This window comes from Alkalihalobacillus alcalophilus ATCC 27647 = CGMCC 1.3604, from assembly GCF_000292245.2.
GTDB lineage: Bacteria > Bacillota > Bacilli > Bacillales > Bacillaceae_D > Alkalihalobacillus > Alkalihalobacillus alcalophilus.
The window spans coordinates 1-17,765 of record NZ_ALPT02000080.1 but is presented as its reverse complement, the minus strand read 5'-3'; the positions used below and the strand labels follow the sequence as shown (position 1 = coordinate 17,765).

Sequence of the window (17,765 nt, the reverse complement as noted above, 5' to 3'; positions counted from 1 at the left end):
GTGCACGCCAAATTAAGGTGCGAAAAAGGGTGAATAGGTAATGAAAAAGCGGTGAATGCCAAATTAAGGTGCGAAAAAGGGTGAATAGGTAATGAAAAAGCGGTGAATGCAAAATTAAGGTGCGAAAAAGGGTGAATAGGTAATGAAAAAGCGGTGAATGCCAAATTAAGGTGCGAAAAAGGGTGAATAGGTAATGAAAAAGCAGTGCATGCCAAATTAGGGTGCGAAAAAAGATGAATAGGTAATGAAAAAGCGGTGTACGCCAAATTAGGGAGCGAAAAACAAGGAATAGGTAATGAAAAGCCACTCGGCCAAAATTAGGGAGCGAAAAAGGCTGAATAGGTAATGAAACCCCGACGTCCCACAAATTAGGGTGCGAAAAACTAACCTAAATAAAACAACCCCTGAACCAAATTGTTCAAGGGCTGCCTATTTCATTTTATACCTTCATCTCGGACTATATTGTGCTAATGCTGGCCCACCTGCTGCTCCGTAAGGGTAGGCGTACTCGATTGGTTCATCAAATGTGACATAGTCGAGTGTAACCATGAGCAGTAAATAATATTCGCCGCTTTCCGGGTTGCTTACGACGATGTGATCACGTCCGGCTTCTTCAATTCGGCCTCTAAAAATTTTGGCATTCCATTCGCTATTGTTTTCGTAGGTCATATAAAAGGATGCCGTTTTTCCTCGGTTCAGACGAAGGATGTTTTCAATAAACGACTGTTCAAGTGGTAACATGCTAGGCTGAGCCCCAGCTTGCTGTTGCATAGCAAATCCTGGCACTTGATAATTAGCGGATGAAAAAAATTGATTTTGAGCTGGTTGCGGCTGAGGTTGCTGCTGTGTTTGAACTTGCTGTGGACTATAGCTATAACCTTCTGTTGCCTGAGAATACGTACCTGGCCACTGTTGTTGATACACAGTCATCGCTCCTTTTAATAAAAATCATCATGCTAATCTGCTCTATGTTTGGTTAAAAAGTGTTGAAAACTTCTTCACAGTCTGATGGAAGAGGCGTATAAAAACAATGGGCTTTATATCTGCCGGAATTCCACTGACCCCACCACTGGGCAGGGCATGGTCCATCTGGCCGGAAGAACCAAAGGGCAAACTCGCCTGGGTGGACCCTTTCTCCTCCGACCATTCTTTTGGCAAGCCTCCGATCCCGATCCCTCGCTTGTTGATAAAAATAACTTTTTTGCACAGCTTCAAACCCGCCTGGAGATTGGAAGGTCATATCAGGAATGGAACGGATGTTTTCAAAATCCATACAATTTGCACGGACCCGATTCACCATTACATTTCCGGCATTAAGCATTCCGAGTTCTCCTTCCCCTTCTGCTTCCGCACGCATTAGCCTTGCAAGCATGTCGATATCACTGGATGAAGCTTTAATAACAGCCACTATTTATCACCTCCCAAATAATAATGTGATTTATGATAGATGAGGTCTTTCCATTTCAAAAAGTGGTTGACGCTCACCAACCACAAGCAAGTTACTTCACTATATGTCTAAAGGTGACCAACTATGATTAATTTCAGGTAGCTTTTACAAAAAAAATGGCGAGGCTTGTTTGTTGGACAAGAATGGACAAGAAAAAAGGGGGTAAATGGCGAAGGGGAGGAATGATTTATAGACAAAAGCCCAGTTCCACAGAGCTTGTGGAACTGGGCTTTTCTAAAGAAGAGTATTGCCTTAGGCGTGATAGAAATATTGTTGTAACCCTTCCTTAGGTAAAATATTTCCTACATAAAAGGAACCGAATTCGGCATAACGGGCTGAAACTTCATCAAAACGCATTTCATAAATGAGCTTTTTGAATTGAAGAACATCTTCAGCGAATAGGGTAACACCCCACTCCCAATCGTCAAAACCGACAGAACCTGTGATCATTTGTTTTACTTTTCCAGCATAGCTTCGACCGATTAAACCGTGACTTCTCATAAGTTCACGACGCTCGTCCATCGGTAGTAAATACCAGTTTGCATCATATTCACGGCGTTTGTCCATTGGGTAGAAGCATACATGTTCCGTTTTCGGTAATTGCGGGTATAGTCTAGAACGAACATGTGGATTTTGATAAGGATCTTCATCACTATCTCCAGCCATGTAATTACTTAATTCAACAACAGACACATAAGAGTAAGTTGGAATCGTAAATTCAGCTAAACGTGTTTTATTAAAAGTACGTTCAATTTCATTTAATTCTTTCATCGTTGGTCGTAATAAAACAAGCATAATATCTGCTTTTTGACCAAGGATTGAGTAGATTGCGTGGCTACCGGTGCCGTTCGCTTCAACATCTTCCCATTTGGAAATCGTCTCTTCAAATTCACGAATGATTTGTTGTTGCTCTTCTGTGTTTAATGTTTTCCAGGCGGGCCAATTGATTGTACGGAAATCATGTAAACAATACCAACCATCAAGCGTTTTTGCTGCTTCTATCATAATTATGTAACACTCCTTTTAATATATGCTACACCCTTTGCCAAGAAGCGATATAACGGATGTAGCTAGATTTAATCACATAAAAATATCAAACATTGTCCTTTGTATCATACCACAAAGTGTCGAATAGAATAAAACGAGAGGGTATGTAGATCTTAATATTGTTCATTATTTCACAAAATGTTTAAAACTAATGACATGATTACCATATTTTAAAGGTAAAATGGAGGATGGAGAGAGAATGAAACGAAAAGATTTAACTCAATCTAAACAAGAGAAAAGGTCTAATTTTACGAGGAATTAGCGAACTCAGATAAATAAAACGCTTTCTATTTTTGAAAAATTTTTACTTTAAGGCAAGATGGGGCTAGACTGTTTCATTTTTAAATAAAGCGAGTTATGCTGTAAATAGGATCATATACAACCGTATATGAATGTATAGGAGGTTTGGTCATGAGCGACCTATTTAAAACAATTAAAGAGCAAGTGAAAGAACATCAACCAACGATTGTTCTTCCAGAAGCGACAGATGAGCGTGTGATGGAAGCGGCCGTTTTATTAGAGCAAGATAAAGTAGTAAAACCAATCTTAATTGGAAAAAAAGAAGAAGTAGAAGCAAAAGCAGCTGAGCTTCAATTAGACTTAACCGGAATCACTCAATTAGATCCGTTCACATATGACAAAATGGACGAAATGGTAGCTTCATTTGTTGAGCGTCGTAAAGGGAAAGAAACAGAAGAATCTGCCCGTGAGAAGTTAAAGGATGTGAACTACTTCGGAACGATGCTAATTCATATGGGCTTAGCCGATGGGTTAGTAAGTGGTGCGGCTCATTCAACAGGAGATACTGTTCGTCCTGCGTTGCAAATTATTAAAACACAACCTGGAATTAAAAGAACATCTGGTGTTTTCATTATGGTTAAAGAAGACCAGAAGTTTGTCTTTGGAGATTGTGCGATTAATATTGCCCCAAATAGCGAAGAATTAGCAGAAATTGCGATTGCAACTGCTGAGACAGCGAAAGTATTTAATATTGATCCAAAAGTAGCGATGCTTAGCTTCTCTACAAAAGGTTCTGCATCATCAATGGAAACGCAAAAAGTTTCCGAAGCGACTAAATTAGCTCAAGCAACACGTCCAGACTTAGTCATTGATGGTGAGTTCCAATTTGATGCCGCATTTGTACCGGCCGTCGCTAGGAAAAAAGCACCAGATTCACCGCTACAAGGACAAGCTAATGTCTTTATTTTCCCAAGCTTAGAGTCAGGTAATTTAGGTTACAAAATTGCTCAACGTCTAGGTGGTTATGACGCCATTGGACCTATCTTGCAAGGTCTAAACAAACCAGTGAACGATTTATCTCGCGGGTGTAATGTTCAAGATGTTTACAAATTATCATTAATTACCGCAATGCAATCCATCACACAAAAAGTAACAAAATAAAAGCAAGATATTAGGGACTATCTCATAAGGTCATTGGACCATTCGGGTAGTCCTTTTTTTGTCGACACCAGCTTTTTGTTTAATTGGTAACGAAATTTGTGGGATGCCGGGATTAGGGTACGAAAAAATGGTAATAGGTAATGAAACTCGAGTGTTGGCTGAATTAGGGTACGAAAAAAAGGTAATAAGTAATGAAACTCGGGCATCAGCCGAATTAGAGTACGAAAAAATGGTAATAGGTAATGAAACTCGAGTGTTGGCTGAATTAGGGTGCGAAAAAATGGTAATAGGTAATGAAACTCGAGTGTTGGCTGAATTAGGGTACGAAAAAATGGTAATAGGTAATGAAACTCGAGTGTTGGCCGAATTAGAGTACGAAAAAAGGTAATAAGTAATGAAACTCGAGTGTTGCTGGGATTAGGGTACGAAAAAATGTTAATAAGTAATGAAATTCGAGTGTTGCTGGGATTAGGGTACGAAAAAATGTTAATAAGTAATGAAATTCGGGCATCAGCCGAATTAGAGTACGAAAACCTGTTAATAAGTAATGAACCACGAGCACCGGCCAAATTAGCGCACAAATAAACGGTAATTAGTAACAAAAATCGTGCAATTATCCAATTAAAGTGTAAATAATGGTATATAAAAAGGCCTCCCAAGTCCTATTCAGAACCTTTGGGAGAGCCTTGTTTGTCATCATTTTAATGTCGCCTTTTTTAAGGTAAACATTTTTCATTTCGAGCATAAACACGCGCTACATTTTTTATAAAAAGCTCTTTTTCTAATTCAGTTAATGATCCCATCTCAAGCTTAGCATTTAATTGTTGCATGGCTTTGAGGCAACGTAATGTGACATCTTGGATTGATAAGTCTTTGCCTGTCAACTCAGCTAAGGAAGCCATTGTTTCTGGAACAACATGAGGGTAGTCAAAGTTCGCTTCTTTTCCTTGAACAGCTCGCTCATAAAATTCACGAATCAATTCTGCTCTTTTGGAGCCACTTCCACGTACACATAAATAAATTTGGACGGCGACACCATTTCGAATACGTCGTTGTGAAATTCCGGCAAACTTTTTTCCAGCTATACTTAAATCGTAGCTGCCAGGACAATAAGAACCAACGACCTCTCCTGCTGTAATACTCGACTCTGGAAACATTTTTTGAACGAGTTCCAACATAAGAACATAGCCCATATTAATCGATAAACCTTTTTCTTCTTTTATAATTAAAGAGAGGTTAAACACATCTTCATCAAGAACAACCGCTAACCCACCTGAATTTCGAACGATGCTGCTATATTGATTTGAAGTTAAGTAATTGATTCCATCGGCAATCGTCGGTAAGCGACTATCCTGTGTACCTAACACAACCGTGTCGGCATGAACCCAAGTCCGAATAGTTGCAGGTGATTCGTTATTGCCAATTGATGTACAAATTGAATCATCGTAAGCAAATGAATCTAAAGCCGAAAATGTTAAACCGAGTGTTGAATGATCGATAAAGCGCCAAGTTTGCTTAAAAAAATGATTAGATTGGTCCATGTTATTTATATACTCCCTAACAAAATAAACTATTGTAAAAAATATAAAGTCCTATTTCTTCCCCTGTATTATAGCATGAACATAATAAAATCGGTGTTCAAGTATAGATGTTTCAATTTGTAGTCATTTATGTTAAAATCGAACTTGCCGTTTATTTTCTTAAGCTTAAAAAGAAAGGTAGAATCACCATGGCAAACGAATTTCGAATTTGCGATGAATGCCAAGCAACGAATATTAAGACGTTAGTTCCTCGCTTAAAAGAGGTCGATTCGGAAGCGAAGATTGATATTCGCTGTCAATCCTATTGTGGACCAGGCCGTAAGAAATCATTTGTATTTGTTAATAATCGTCCAGTAGCAGCACCAGATGAAGAACAAGTAATTCAGAAAGTCTGTCAAAAACTAGGGAAATTATAATGCTTATACTTTTGTGAAGTTGGAGATATTATATTTGAAAAGCTAGCATTTGGCCAGGAAAAGTATAACCATTTAAGGGAATCTTATATAGGAGTTACCTTCCATTTCATTATTGTTTAAATTTTTAGAAAAATTATAAGTTTGCTAATTAGTAACGATGGGTAAAAAACAGTTAGAAATTGTAAATCATGAACGAGGTGTTCAGAGCGAGAGAGGAGAAATTTTATGAGCTTAACAAAGAAAATATTAATAGCCCTCGTAGTCGGGGTAGTTGTTGGTTTAGGATTTAACTTATTTGCACCAAATTTATTTGATCCAATCGATACATATTTACTAACACCACTTGGTCAAATATTCTTAAATTTAATCATGATGGTTGTTGTCCCACTAGTATTCTTTTCGATCATTTTAGGAGCGGCAGGGCTTGGTGATCCGAAAGCACTTGGTCGTATCGGTGGAAAAACATTGATATTTTTTATGGTAACATCAGTTATTGCCCTATCGCTAGCTATTTCACTGGCTTATTTAATTCAACCAGGGGAACCTGGATTAATGGGGAATTTAGAAGAAGACTATTCGGCTCAGGAAGCACCTCCTGTTATGGATACATTGTTAAATATCATTCCACAAAATCCAATTGCGGCAATGGCATCTGGAGAAATGCTTCAAATTATCGCTTTTGCTATTTTAATCGGATTTGCATTAGCTCGTTTAGGCGAGAAAACAAAAGGAATCGTAAAGCTTGTTGAACAAGGGAATGAAATTATGATGTTCCTTGTAGGGTTAGCGATGAAACTAGCTCCATACGGTGCTTTTGGTTTAATTGCGTCCGCTATTGGAAAATTGGGATTAAGTGTTATTCAGTCCATGATTGCTTATATGTTAACGATTATTATTGCCCTTATTTTGCATACGATTATTACGTATGGTGGAGGAATTTGGTTAATTGCTAAAAGGAATCCGTTTGAATTCTTTAAAGCCTTCTTCCCAGTTATGACAGTTGCCTTTAGTACTTCAAGTAGTAATGCAACTTTACCGACGTCTATGAAAGTAGTAGAAGAGGATCTTAAAGTATCCAAACCAGTCACATCGTTTATTGTTCCATTAGGAGCAACGATTAACATGGATGGTACAGCGATTATGCAAGCTGTTGCGACCGTCTTTATTGCACAAGTATTTGCAGTATCTTTAACTTTTACCGACTTATTAATAATTATTTTAACGGCGACATTAGCAAGTATCGGTACAGCAGGTGTTCCAGGTGTTGGAATGATTATGCTAGCAATGGTTTTAACTTCAGTTGGTCTTCCGGTTGAAGGGATTACTTTAGTTCTTGCTGTTGACCGTATTCTTGATATGATGCGTACGGCTGTTAACGTTACAGGTGATGCAACATGTGCCGTTATCGTCGATAGATTTGAACAAGAGCGAATTGAAAAGGAAAAGTTAGAAGCTAAACACTCCTAAATTCCTTAACGTTTTCTGAGAAGAAATTCATACGCAAATTTTAAGCTTCCCTAAAAGGTGAATAATCCTTTTTGGGGGAGTTTTTTTGTTTTAAATAAAAGTATTTCATTTTGGGGAACAATTAAGGATACTGCTCACTATTTATATAAACCCTTATTTAGATTACTTCAATTTTAAAAATTTAGTTTATCATTGTTTCCTTTTGAGAATCCTAAATGCTAAATGGTACGTCTAATCTTATGAGAGAAGATTAGTCTCCTTATTTTTTAGTTGCTATCTATTAATTTGGAAACTAGAATAAAGAAGAAGTAGAAATGTATTTTATAAAACAATGACATTAGTAGGTGAAGTTATGTGTGGCTTTTTAGGAGAAATAAGTTTAAAAAATAATTTAATCGAGCGAGAGCAGTTTGAGTTAGCTCTAGAACAGATCAATCATCGTGGGCCCGATTCAACAGGAATTTATGAAGACAAAAATGTTCGTTTAGGTTTTAAAAGGTTAAGCATTATTGATTTAGAGCATGGCAGTCAACCTCTCGCTTATCAAGATGGCCGCTACCAAATTATCTTCAATGGAGAAGTATACAATTATATAGAATTAAGAGATCATTTAATGAAAGACGGATATACATTCCAAACGCATACAGATACGGAAGTGATTGTTGCTTTATATGCTCAAAAAGGTGTGGCAGCAATTCAAGAATTAAGAGGAATGTTTGGGTTTGTCATTTGGGATAAAGAGAAGCACGAATTAATTGGGGCCCGAGATCGTTTCGGGATTAAGCCATTTTATTATTATGAATCTGATTCAACTGTTTTGTTTGCTTCCGAATTAAAGAGCATTCATCAGTGTGTCCAACCATTACAAGTAAATAAAACATCTTTACAAAATTATATGAGCTTTCAATTTGTCCCTGAACCAGCAACGGTTTTTGAAGAAGTTCAGAAGTTGAAACCAGGTCATTATTTTGTGAAAAAAGAGAACAAGCCAATGGAAATCAAGCCTTATTATGAGATTGGTTTTAAAAATAGTTCTTTGACTCTTGATGAACATATTCAAAAGATCCGCCATGTCTTAGAAGATTCTGTTGCGAAGCATATGCGGAGTGATGTGCCTGTTGGTGCTTTTTTATCAGGTGGGATTGATTCAACAACAACGGTTGCGTTAGCGAAACGTCATAACGAAAATCTTAAAACATTTACAGTCGGTTTTGAACAGCATGGTTATAGTGAGATTGAAGTAGCCAAAGAGTCGGCACGTCAGCTTGATGTCGAAAACATTCATAAATATATTACGGCCGAAGAGTTTTTACGAGAATTGCCTAATATTATTTGGCATATGGACGAGCCGGTTGCCGATCCTGCGGCGATTCCATTATATTTTGTTGCAAAAGAAGCAAGTAAGCATGTAAAAGTTGTCTTATCAGGTGAGGGAGCAGATGAGCTATTTGGTGGATATAATATTTACCGTGAATCGTTAGCCTTAAAAGGATTTGATTATTTACCTAGTCCGATTACGAAAATGCTAAACTCGGTCGCACTTGTTTTACCTGAGGGAGTCAAAGGAAGAAGTTATTTACTGCGCGGAACGACACCTTTAGCGGACCGTTATATTGGCAATGCCAAAATCTTTAATGAAGAAGAAAAGTCAAAAATCTTGACCACATATCAAAACACTAACCATTTTAAAAACATCGTCGCTCCTTATTATGAGAGGGCTCAACATTATGATACAGCGACTAAGATGCAATTTATCGACTTACACACTTGGTTACCTGGTGATATTTTAACAAAAGCCGATCGAATGACGATGGCTCATTCCCTTGAGCTCCGCGTTCCTTTTTTAGATAATGAAGTGTTAGAAGTGGCGAGTCAAATTCCGACAAAGTATAAGTTAGACCAAAAGACAACTAAGTATATTCTTCGTCAAGCCATTTCCGAATGGATCCCGGCATCTGTACTTGACCGTAAAAAATTAGGGTTCCCAGTCCCTATTCGCGTTTGGTTACGTAATGAATGGTATGATTGGGCCAAAGAAACGATTCACCAAAGTCAAACCGATGATTTACTTTATAAAGATAAAATCATTGCTTTATTAAATGAGCATGCGGCTGGTAAAAAAGATAATAGTCGAAAGCTATGGGTGGTTTTATGCTTTATGATTTGGCATGCTATTTATGTAGAAAAATCGATGACCCCTTATAAAAAGCTCGAAAAAGCTGAGGATTTTTATCCAACGCCTGAAGTGATCGTAGAAAAGTAAAGACAAATTAAAAAAGGCTGTCTCCAAAGGTTATTCGACCTTTCGAGCGGTCTTTTTGTGTTGGGAAAAGTGTAAGGAAGGCTGATTGGTAATGAAAATCAGGATTGATGGAAAATAGGTTGCGAAAAGTTGCGGATAAGTAATGAAAATAGGAATTGAGCAAAATTAGGTTGCGAAAAGTTGCGGATAAGTAATGAAAATAGGAATTGAGCAAAATTAGGTTGCGAAAAGCCGCGGATAAGTAATGAAAATCAGGATTAGGCAAAATTACAGTGCGAATAGCGGTAGCCACTCCGTATTTTAACGGCTTGACGAGGGCATTAATTAGTCGTTTTAGTCATGAAAATCGACCCGCTAATCAAATGCTTGTGTAAAGACGATTCTTTCTTTTAAGTAAAGATTTAAAAAAGACTCTCTTTCTGGAAATGGAAGTAAGTTATAATAGATGGTGGAGAAAAGGAGACGAGATAATGGAAGCGAAACAGCGTGCACATATTGTTCATAGTCAAGAAAACAAACAACCTAAAACAATGTACAATATATTATTTATTATCGGTTTTGTTCATTTATTAAATGATTCCATTCAGGCTCTTGTCCCAGCGATGTTTCCGATTTTGGAAGCGGCAATGGGCTTATCGTACACTCAAATTGGAATCATTGCCTTTGCTTTAAATATGACAGCGTCGGTTATTCAGCCTGTAGTTGGTTTATATACAGACAAAAAACCTTCTCCATATGCACTGCCGATAGGACTGTGTTTTACTTTTGTTGGGGTCGTCTTATTAGCTTTTGCACCTGGATTTATAATGGTTGTCATAGCAGTAACTTTTATCGGAATAGGCTCAGCTGCCTTTCATCCGGAAGGGTCAAGAGTGGCTCATATGGCAGCGGGAAATAAAAAGGGTTTAGCTCAGTCTATTTACCAAGTGGGTGGAAATGCAGGTCAAGCGTTAGCTCCACTCATTACATTACTTATACTTGTACCACTTGGCCAGTTTGGCTCGATTTGGTTTACACTTGTTGCCGGTTTGGCGATAATTCTCTTACTTTATATAGCGAAATGGTATCAAAAACAAATTCAATTAATAAAGCAGAAACAAAAACATAAAAAAGTTGGACCGGCGATTCCAACAAAGTATCGCCGCAAAATTTTAGTCGGTTTTGGACTTTTATTATTTCTCATTTTTATTCGTTCATGGTTCCATGCGGGTTTAGCTAATTATTATCAATTTTTTGCGATTAATGAATATGGGATGACAATTTCACAAGCACAAGTGTATTTATTTATTTTTCTTGCGGCAGGTGCGATTGGAACCTTTGCTGGTGGGCCCCTTGCTGATCGATTTGGAAAGCGGAATATTTTAATGCTCTCCATGCTCGGTTCAGCCCCATTTGCACTACTTTTACCTCATGTCGGTCCAGTGTTAGCTTATCCATTAATTGGAGTTATCGGATTTATTATTTTATCAAGTTTTTCCGTTGCCGTTGTTTACGGGCAAGAACTGATTCCGGGAAAAATTGGAGTCGTTTCAGGACTTATTGTCGGCTTAGCATTTGGAATGGGAGCGATTGGAGCTGTTATTTTTGGAATGTTGGCCGATATGATCGGTTTATATAATACGATTTTATTAGCTGTCATTTTACCGCTCGCCGGTTGTTTAACCTTCCTTTTACCTTCTGATAAATGGATGGCAGAGCGTTTAAAGGCAAGTGAATAACGACATTTTTTGAGCCTTCCTTTATAATTAGATTGGATATAAATCGACCATTAACTATACATTGCAAAGAAAAAGGATTTTGCCAAAAAGGAGGGACAATTTTGACAGACGCTTATTATAAAAAATTAGATGAAGAGAAAGTATTTAAAGATCCAGTGCATCGTTATATTCACGTAAGAGATGAGCTAATTTGGGAATTGATCGGGACGAGAGAATTTCAACGATTACGGAGGGTTAAACAGTTAGGGACAACCTATATTACGTTTCATGGAGCCGAGCATACCCGGTTTAATCATTCTTTAGGTGTTTATGAAATAACGCGTCGCATTCTTGATGTGTTTGAAGGACGCCCACATTGGGATGAAAAGGAACGTCTGTTAACTTTAGCTGCTGCTTTATTACATGATATTGGGCATGGACCATTTTCGCATGCTTTTGAAAAGATATTTGGTACTGATCATGAGGAGTGGACACGTCGGATTATTTTAGGGGATTCAGAAGTCAATCACACCTTGAGAAAAGTGGATGATTCCTTCCCTCAAGCGGTTAGTGAAGTAATTGAAAAAACGTATAAAAATAAACTAGTGACAAGTATTATTTCTAGCCAAATTGATGCTGATCGGATGGATTATTTATTGCGGGATGCTTATTATACGGGGGTCAGCTACGGGCATTTTGATATGGAACGAATCTTACGAGTGATGCGTCCAATGGAGGATCAAGTCGTCATTAAACAAAGTGGAATGCATGCGGTTGAAGATTATATTATGAGTCGTTATCAAATGTATTGGCAGGTTTATTTTCATCCTGTATCTAGAAGTGCGGAAGTTATTATTAATAAAATATTTAAACGGGTGAAGGATCTTTATCAGCAAGGTTATGAGTTTAAACAGAAGCCGAATCATTTTTATTCTTTTTTTCATGAAAAAGTGAGCTTAGAGGATTATTTGCGGTTAGATGAGGCGATAACCCTCTATTATTTTGAAGTATGGCAGGATGAGGATGATCGCATTTTAAGCGACCTTTGTGTAAGATTTTTAAATAGAAAACTGTTTAAATATGTTGAGTTTAATCCAAATCAATGGATGAATGATTGGCCGAAATTGCAACAATTGTTTCAACAAGCTGGTATCGACCCAGAGTATTATCTTGTTATTGATTCTTCTTCTGATTTGCCATATGATTTTTACCGGCCAGGCGAAGAGGGTGAACGTTTGCCGATTCATTTAGTCATGCCAAATGGAAAGATCCGTGAACTTTCACGAGAATCGGATGTAGTTGAAGCAATTTCGGGTAAAAAGAGAACAGACCATAAATTATATTACCCACTGGATCTTCTGATGAACATGAAGGAACATACTGAAACGAAAAAAGAGATTTTAACGATATTAAACATTCAAATGTAGCGATGTCTGCGTTAGAAGCTCGAGAAAAATCGGTTCGTCTTTTGAAGACAAAGAGCGTCTTCATAAGCCGCCCCTAATTTTTTCTCGCTTCTGAGCGAACGGACTCCGCTTTTTAATCAATCTAGCTGCGTCCGTTAGAAGCGCGAGAAAAATCGCCCATCTGAATGAAGACAAAGAGCGTCTTCATCAGCTGTTCTTATTTTTTCTCGCTTCTGAGCGAACGGACTCCGCTTTTTATTTAAGGAGGTTACTTTTTTGTTAGATGATCATGCGAAGGTTCTGAAGTTTTTTTCGCAAGCAGGAGAGGTTGTTGGCCGAAAAAAACTACAGAAAATCATTTATATTGCCAAAAAAATGGACATCCCTTTTTCCGAGAGATACAAATTTCATATGTTTGGTCCCTATTCGGAGGAGCTCTCGTTACGAATGGAAGAATTGAGCAACCTCGGATTTGTCCACGAAATCATGGAAGATAAAGGCCATTACCAGCAATATCGTTACTCTTTATCAGAGCAAGGTAAAAGTTTTTTAGCTTTAAACCGATTAGAATGGCCAGATTGCCAGCCATTATTTACATCTTTAAATGAACAAAGTTCACGATTTTTAGAGCTCGTCTCAACGTTGCTTTACTTTGCTGATTTATCGGTTGAAGAAATAAAAGAGAAAGTCTTTACTTTAAAAAGGAAACAAAATTATAGTGAAGCAGATATTGAAGCTGGGTTTGAATACATCGAGCAGCTTAAGAAAACAATGTTGAACTAATCGAAAGAGGTTGCTGAATAGAATATAAAGATAAAAGCCAATTCTTATTCATATCGGGAATTGGCTTTTCCTCTATCTTAGCTTTTAACGCTTATCAAGCTTTGCTGAAAGGGTATTCCCCAAAAACTGCACGCTCTGTACGAGGATTATTAAGAGTAAGACGGTACATATCATGACATCGGTTTGGAAGCGATAATAGCCATAACGAATGGCAAGGTCTCCAATGCCGCCGCCACCGACAACACCAGCAACAGCTGAATAAGAAATAAATGAAACGGTTGTGACGGTGAGACCGAGGACAAGACCAGAACGAGCTTCGACAAATAAGACTCTTGAAAGAATTTGAAAAGACGTCCCACCCATTGCAACGGCCGCTTCGATCGTGCCTTTGTTTACTTCACGTAATGACTGCTCCACAAGTCGAGCTAAAAAAGGGATTGCGGCAACGGACAAAGGAATCTCACATTATCCCAAACGGTTTTATTTGAGACAAGATTAAAGCTCTGAAAAATCATGCCAATCTTATGCCTAGCCTCCCTTAATTCCTTTTTAGATAAAGTGGTTAAAGGCTGTTGGTTCATATAAATTTTTCCTACTGAAGGTTTCTCTAGAAGATTACCTATCCTCAAAAGGGTTGATTTACCGGCCCCGCTAAACCCGATGATTCCATATATCTCCCTTTCTTTAACGTGAATCGTTACGTTAGAGACAGCCTCAATGATCGAGTTTTTACTCTGATAAACTTTGCTAATGTTTTCAAATCTAATCATCGTCAAACTCCTTTTTATTTAAAATAGTCAGGTCGATGGAAGCCTTCAAATTCTCTGTTTGATTCAATTACTTCTTGAAAATGTGGAGAATGATAGGCTTCAATAATGTCTTTGACAAATTGTTTATTTTCGTCCTCTGTTCTTATCGTGCTCATATGCGAATAACCAGGAATAAGTAATGAAAAAGCCGAGCAGTCGGAATTAAGGAGCGAATAAGCGAGCAGGTCTTAGCCTTTCCTCACCAAAAAAGCAGTCCGTAAGGCTCACTAATAACCTTACAGACTGCTTTAATTGATTTTATTCAATTTCAAATCAGCGAGACAAGCGGTTTTGATTTAAAGATCACTTGCTCGTTTGCCTGCTACAGCAAAGTTCGTCTTTTTCATTTCCTCAATAACGATGGAAACTCTTTCTGCTGGAGCTCCAATGGACTCTGAAACAGCGGCTGTTACTTTTTCAACTAACTCTTGTTTTTGTTCGTCTGTACGACCTTCAAGCATTTGAACGGTAACGATTGGCATTTTTATTCTCCTCCTCTTTCAAATAAAAAACCTTTTTCCACGTGAACTTGTATTGTACATGAGCTAAAAATAGTTCGGTGGCTGGTTGTTTCTTTTAGTATACCAAGAAATGATCCTAGTTGCCTTAGGGAAGAAACGCTCTTTACGGTTTGACAGCGCGAAATTTACGGGTCATAAAGACAGTTAGTCCAATCAAAACGAAAATCGCTCCAATTAATAAATAATTAAACGAATTAGTGGCCGTGTTTGGTAATGTTTGTTTCGCATCATCAGACGGCTTTTTCGCTAGAGGAGTTAAACCCTCCTTCTTCTCCTTTTCCTGATCAGAGCTAGAAGTGTTATCATCACTTGTTGAACCGGTTGTAGGAGGAGCGGGCTTTTTCGACTCATCTGAATCTTTTTCTGGTTTTTCAGGGATCTCAGGCTTTAGGTTATCCTCAGGTCCATCAATTAAACCAGCCAAGAGCTTTTGGAAGAGCTCACTATTGATTAACTCGTCATTCATAAAGAGATCAGCTAGTAAATAACCATCAAAATCATATATTTTAATAAGCAAATCTTGATTTTCTAATGAAGTTAGCTTTAGTAAGTTTTGATAAGAAAGAGGGGTTTCCTCTCCATCTTCAACAAGGAAGAAGTCTATATTTAATTCAAAAGCATCGAGAAATCCTTTTAGCTTTAAAGCAAATTCGGTTAATTGTACAATGGAAAGCTCGTCGGCTGAATGGAATTCTCCTAAACTAGTTAAATACTCGTCTAACTCAAGTAATTTCATAAAAAGGTCAGGGTTTTCTTCCATTTTGTAAATGACATGGTAAAACAATTGCTCAAGCTCATATTCCTCTAAGCCGACTAAACGAAAGAGCTCTAACGTCTCTTCATCAAATAAATCTGATATGAGCCAATCATTATAGTAGAAATATTCAAATAAAAACCAATCTAATTCATCATAAAACTTAAAATCATTTAAAGTTAAACCGAACTCATCTAGTAAAGAAATGAGCTCTTCTTTCGTTAGTTCGTATTCTTCTAATAAAATGCTTAGGTTTTCTTCACTAAGAGGCTGTCCGAGCAACCAGTCAAGTTCGTCAACAAAAGCAAGGTCATCTAAGCTCATCCCGTACTGATCTTCTAAATAAGCTTCAAGCTCTTCCTTAGTCCAGCCGATTTTTTCTAAATAAATCGCAAGTTCAGCTTCATCAATCATTGTATAATCATAAAGATAGTTATCGAGATTTTCGTAAAATTTGAAGTCAGTTAAAGATAATCCATCCTCCAACAATTGTGCCTTAAGTTCCGCTTCGGTCCAGCGATAATAACTTAACAATTCAGTAAGGTTCTCCTCTGTTAAGGCAGGTCCTAAGGTGAGGTGAATCTCATGAACATTTTGAAAATCTGAAAGTTTCATTCCGTAATGAGTACGTAAATAAGACTTTAATTGTGAGCTTGTCCATTCGAGTGATGCTAAGTATCGTTCTAAATGTACATCATTAAACACCACATGGTCCGTCATAAAAAAGTAAAGGTCATCATAAAACTTAAAATCATCGATGATTCGATCATGTGAAGTTAATAAAGTTTGCAGCTCGTGTTTTTCCATAAAAAACTCATCAAGAATGGAAATAGTTAGCTCTTCATTTAACACAGGGCTTAACCAAATGATTAACTCTTCGACAGAGTCAAACTCCTTTAAATCGGTACCCCAATGCTCGAAAAGATATTCGGTTAATTCTTGTTCAGTCCAGCCAATTTCTTTTAAAAAATCGTTTAATTCACTTTGGTTTACTTTTGCATCCGTATGTACAGGAAACACAAGAAATAAAGACATAATCAAAATCAAAAAAATGGATACATATTTCAACTTATTTCCCCCTTAATTGTTTAAATCTGGATTGATTATATATGATCTATTGCCAAAATACTATATATTATTTGAAAATTAATGATTATTTGTGATTGAAGTTGATTAACTGCTATTTAATTAACTATACTCTGTATAACTATATATATCGCTTATATACTCATTGGGAGCTGTTGTGAGAAGTATTTAAATAACGCTTGACGTGTATACATAAATAGACTGTGATAAACTGTTAGAAAAGCAGCGAATTCGAAATTTTTTATAGAGAGGTTGAGAATGATGGATTTATTAAATAACGATAATCTAAAAAAGAAAAAAGCATCCTTTAATATTTTAAGTAATGATTCATTAGATGGCCATGGTGGGTATGGGGCCGGAACATTAAACTTAGATAATGTTACTCCTATTTTTGTAAGCCCAACGGACGATGACGTTTTTATTGATATGGGGGCCTTGCATGCTAGGTCACAAGTTGAAAGAAGAATTAAGTTCTTAAAAGAGAAGGATAAAGTGCCAAACGGGAAATTATATTGGTTAGTTTGGGTGACGATTTTATTTAAGGATAAAAAACCGTATTATGGTGGGGTGACAGGCTGCGAAATGACCGTGGATACGGAAATTCGCCGTGGGTATAAGAGTTTACCGGAACATGTTAACAATATGGATAAGTCTTTAAAAGGAAAAATTATTATTGATCAAATGGATGAAAAATCGCGTCATTTATTAGCAGACTTTTTGAAAAATCACAATGAAGATATGTGGAATCATTCAATAGATGAGCTAAAAGAGGGCTTATTAAAATAAGTAAGAGTAAGTTTATCTGTCAAGTGGTTATTTTCGTTAAATATGAACGCTTTTTGAAAATTGCTTCCCCTACTTGAGCTTTTTCGGTGGAGGGGGTACACTTGGATCGTATAATATCACGTTATACTAGGACACGAAGGCGTAAGGATCTCTCCTTACGCCTTCATTTTTTTATATAAACTTAACTTTCGCAGCGTATGATTGACCCTTAACCGTTGATAGGGTTTGACTTTAGGGCGATATTACATGAACGGTTCAATCGTTGACAGTCTGAACACATCTCTTCGTAGGCTGTTGAAGGAAACTGTTCACTAAAATGAAGCGCTTGGGTGGTCGCTACC

18 protein-coding genes and 1 pseudogene are annotated in these 17,765 nt (G+C 37.3%); 10 read left to right on the top strand and 9 right to left on the bottom strand.

Annotated elements, in window-relative coordinates; translation table 11 throughout:
* Window positions 1–447 precede the first annotated feature (447 nt).
* From gerQ to hemQ, 3 genes are all read right to left on the bottom strand, one after another.
* Window positions 448–930, bottom strand: a complete 483-nt coding sequence (gene gerQ, locus BALCAV_RS17080; RefSeq protein WP_081939321.1) for a spore coat protein GerQ — start codon at window positions 928–930, stop codon at window positions 448–450.
* Between the two features lie 46 nt (window positions 931–976).
* Window positions 977–1,408, bottom strand: coding sequence for a cell wall hydrolase (locus BALCAV_RS17075; RefSeq protein WP_003321186.1), 432 nt, complete (start codon window positions 1,406–1,408; stop codon window positions 977–979).
* Between the two features lie 291 nt (window positions 1,409–1,699).
* Window positions 1,700–2,452: a hydrogen peroxide-dependent heme synthase gene (gene hemQ, locus BALCAV_RS17070; protein WP_003321187.1), complete on the bottom strand. Its 753-nt coding sequence runs from the start codon at window positions 2,450–2,452 to the stop codon at window positions 1,700–1,702.
* A 453-nt stretch (window positions 2,453–2,905) separates the two neighbouring features.
* On the opposite strand from hemQ, the gene pta reads away from it, so the two are divergent.
* Genes pta through BALCAV_RS22425 form a run of 3 tightly spaced genes read left to right on the top strand, consistent with a single transcriptional unit; the run spans window position 2,906 to window position 4,480 of the window.
* A complete protein-coding gene (gene pta, locus BALCAV_RS17065; protein WP_003321188.1) occupies window positions 2,906–3,895 on the top strand; it encodes a phosphate acetyltransferase in 990 nt (329 codons plus the stop codon).
* 58 nt (window positions 3,896–3,953) lie between these two features.
* Entirely contained in the window at window positions 3,954–4,283 is a 330-nt protein-coding gene (locus tag BALCAV_RS17060) for a hypothetical protein (RefSeq protein ID WP_040324156.1), read from the top strand.
* 44 nt (window positions 4,284–4,327) lie between these two features.
* Window positions 4,328–4,480, top strand: coding sequence for a hypothetical protein (locus BALCAV_RS22425; protein WP_160173433.1), 153 nt, complete (start codon window positions 4,328–4,330; stop codon window positions 4,478–4,480).
* A 131-nt stretch (window positions 4,481–4,611) separates the two neighbouring features.
* Here the strand turns inward: BALCAV_RS22425 and BALCAV_RS17055 are convergent, their stop codons facing one another.
* Window positions 4,612–5,436 carry a lipoate--protein ligase family protein gene (locus BALCAV_RS17055; protein WP_003321190.1) on the bottom strand — a complete coding sequence of 275 codons (825 nt, stop codon included), beginning with the start codon at window positions 5,434–5,436 and terminating at the stop codon, window positions 4,612–4,614.
* Window positions 5,437–5,624: 188 nt separating this feature from the next.
* Here BALCAV_RS17055 and BALCAV_RS17050 point away from each other — a divergent pair, with 188 nt between their 5' ends.
* From BALCAV_RS17050 to BALCAV_RS17025, 6 genes are all read left to right on the top strand, one after another.
* A complete protein-coding gene (locus tag BALCAV_RS17050; protein ID WP_003321191.1) occupies window positions 5,625–5,852 on the top strand; it encodes a YuzB family protein in 228 nt (75 codons plus the stop codon).
* 225 nt (window positions 5,853–6,077) lie between these two features.
* A complete protein-coding gene (locus BALCAV_RS17045; RefSeq protein ID WP_003321192.1) occupies window positions 6,078–7,319 on the top strand; it encodes a dicarboxylate/amino acid:cation symporter in 1,242 nt (413 codons plus the stop codon).
* A 352-nt stretch (window positions 7,320–7,671) separates the two neighbouring features.
* Window positions 7,672–9,582, top strand: coding sequence for an asparagine synthase (glutamine-hydrolyzing) (gene asnB, locus BALCAV_RS17040; RefSeq protein WP_052044408.1), 1,911 nt, complete (start codon window positions 7,672–7,674; stop codon window positions 9,580–9,582).
* A gap of 470 nt (window positions 9,583–10,052) precedes the next feature.
* Window positions 10,053–11,300 (top strand): MFS transporter, encoded by a 1,248-nt coding sequence (locus BALCAV_RS17035; RefSeq protein ID WP_003321195.1) that lies wholly within the window; start codon window positions 10,053–10,055, stop codon window positions 11,298–11,300.
* Window positions 11,301–11,401: 101 nt separating this feature from the next.
* Complete coding sequence (locus BALCAV_RS17030) at window positions 11,402–12,706, top strand: HD domain-containing protein (protein WP_003321196.1); 1,305 nt, start codon at window positions 11,402–11,404, stop codon at window positions 12,704–12,706.
* 255 nt (window positions 12,707–12,961) lie between these two features.
* The gene (locus BALCAV_RS17025) at window positions 12,962–13,468 is read left to right on the top strand and encodes a YwgA family protein (protein WP_003324390.1); all 507 of its coding nucleotides are present in this window, start codon (window positions 12,962–12,964) and stop codon (window positions 13,466–13,468) included.
* Between the two features lie 84 nt (window positions 13,469–13,552).
* Here the strand turns inward: BALCAV_RS17025 and BALCAV_RS17020 are convergent.
* From BALCAV_RS17020 to BALCAV_RS17005, 5 genes and pseudogenes are all read right to left on the bottom strand, one after another.
* Window positions 13,553–13,927: pseudogene (locus tag BALCAV_RS17020) on the bottom strand (methionine ABC transporter permease); the annotation flags it as partial.
* Entirely contained in the window at window positions 13,894–14,238 is a 345-nt protein-coding gene (locus tag BALCAV_RS17015; RefSeq protein WP_003324392.1) for an ATP-binding cassette domain-containing protein, read from the bottom strand. The gene BALCAV_RS17015 and the pseudogene BALCAV_RS17020, both read right to left, overlap by 34 nt.
* Window positions 14,239–14,252: 14 nt before the next feature.
* Window positions 14,253–14,393, bottom strand: a complete 141-nt coding sequence (locus BALCAV_RS22420; protein ID WP_003324393.1) for a hypothetical protein — start codon at window positions 14,391–14,393, stop codon at window positions 14,253–14,255.
* A gap of 180 nt (window positions 14,394–14,573) precedes the next feature.
* Window positions 14,574–14,759, bottom strand: a complete 186-nt coding sequence (locus tag BALCAV_RS17010; protein WP_003324394.1) for a 2-hydroxymuconate tautomerase — start codon at window positions 14,757–14,759, stop codon at window positions 14,574–14,576.
* 142 nt (window positions 14,760–14,901) lie between these two features.
* Window positions 14,902–16,620: a processed acidic surface protein gene (locus tag BALCAV_RS17005; protein ID WP_003324395.1), complete on the bottom strand. Its 1,719-nt coding sequence runs from the start codon at window positions 16,618–16,620 to the stop codon at window positions 14,902–14,904.
* 279 nt (window positions 16,621–16,899) lie between these two features.
* Between BALCAV_RS17005 and BALCAV_RS17000 the strand changes: the two genes are divergently transcribed.
* On the top strand, window positions 16,900–17,424 hold the full coding sequence (locus BALCAV_RS17000; protein WP_003324397.1) for a YwhD family protein: 525 nt from the start codon (window positions 16,900–16,902) through the stop codon (window positions 17,422–17,424).
* Window positions 17,425–17,765 lie beyond the last annotated feature (341 nt).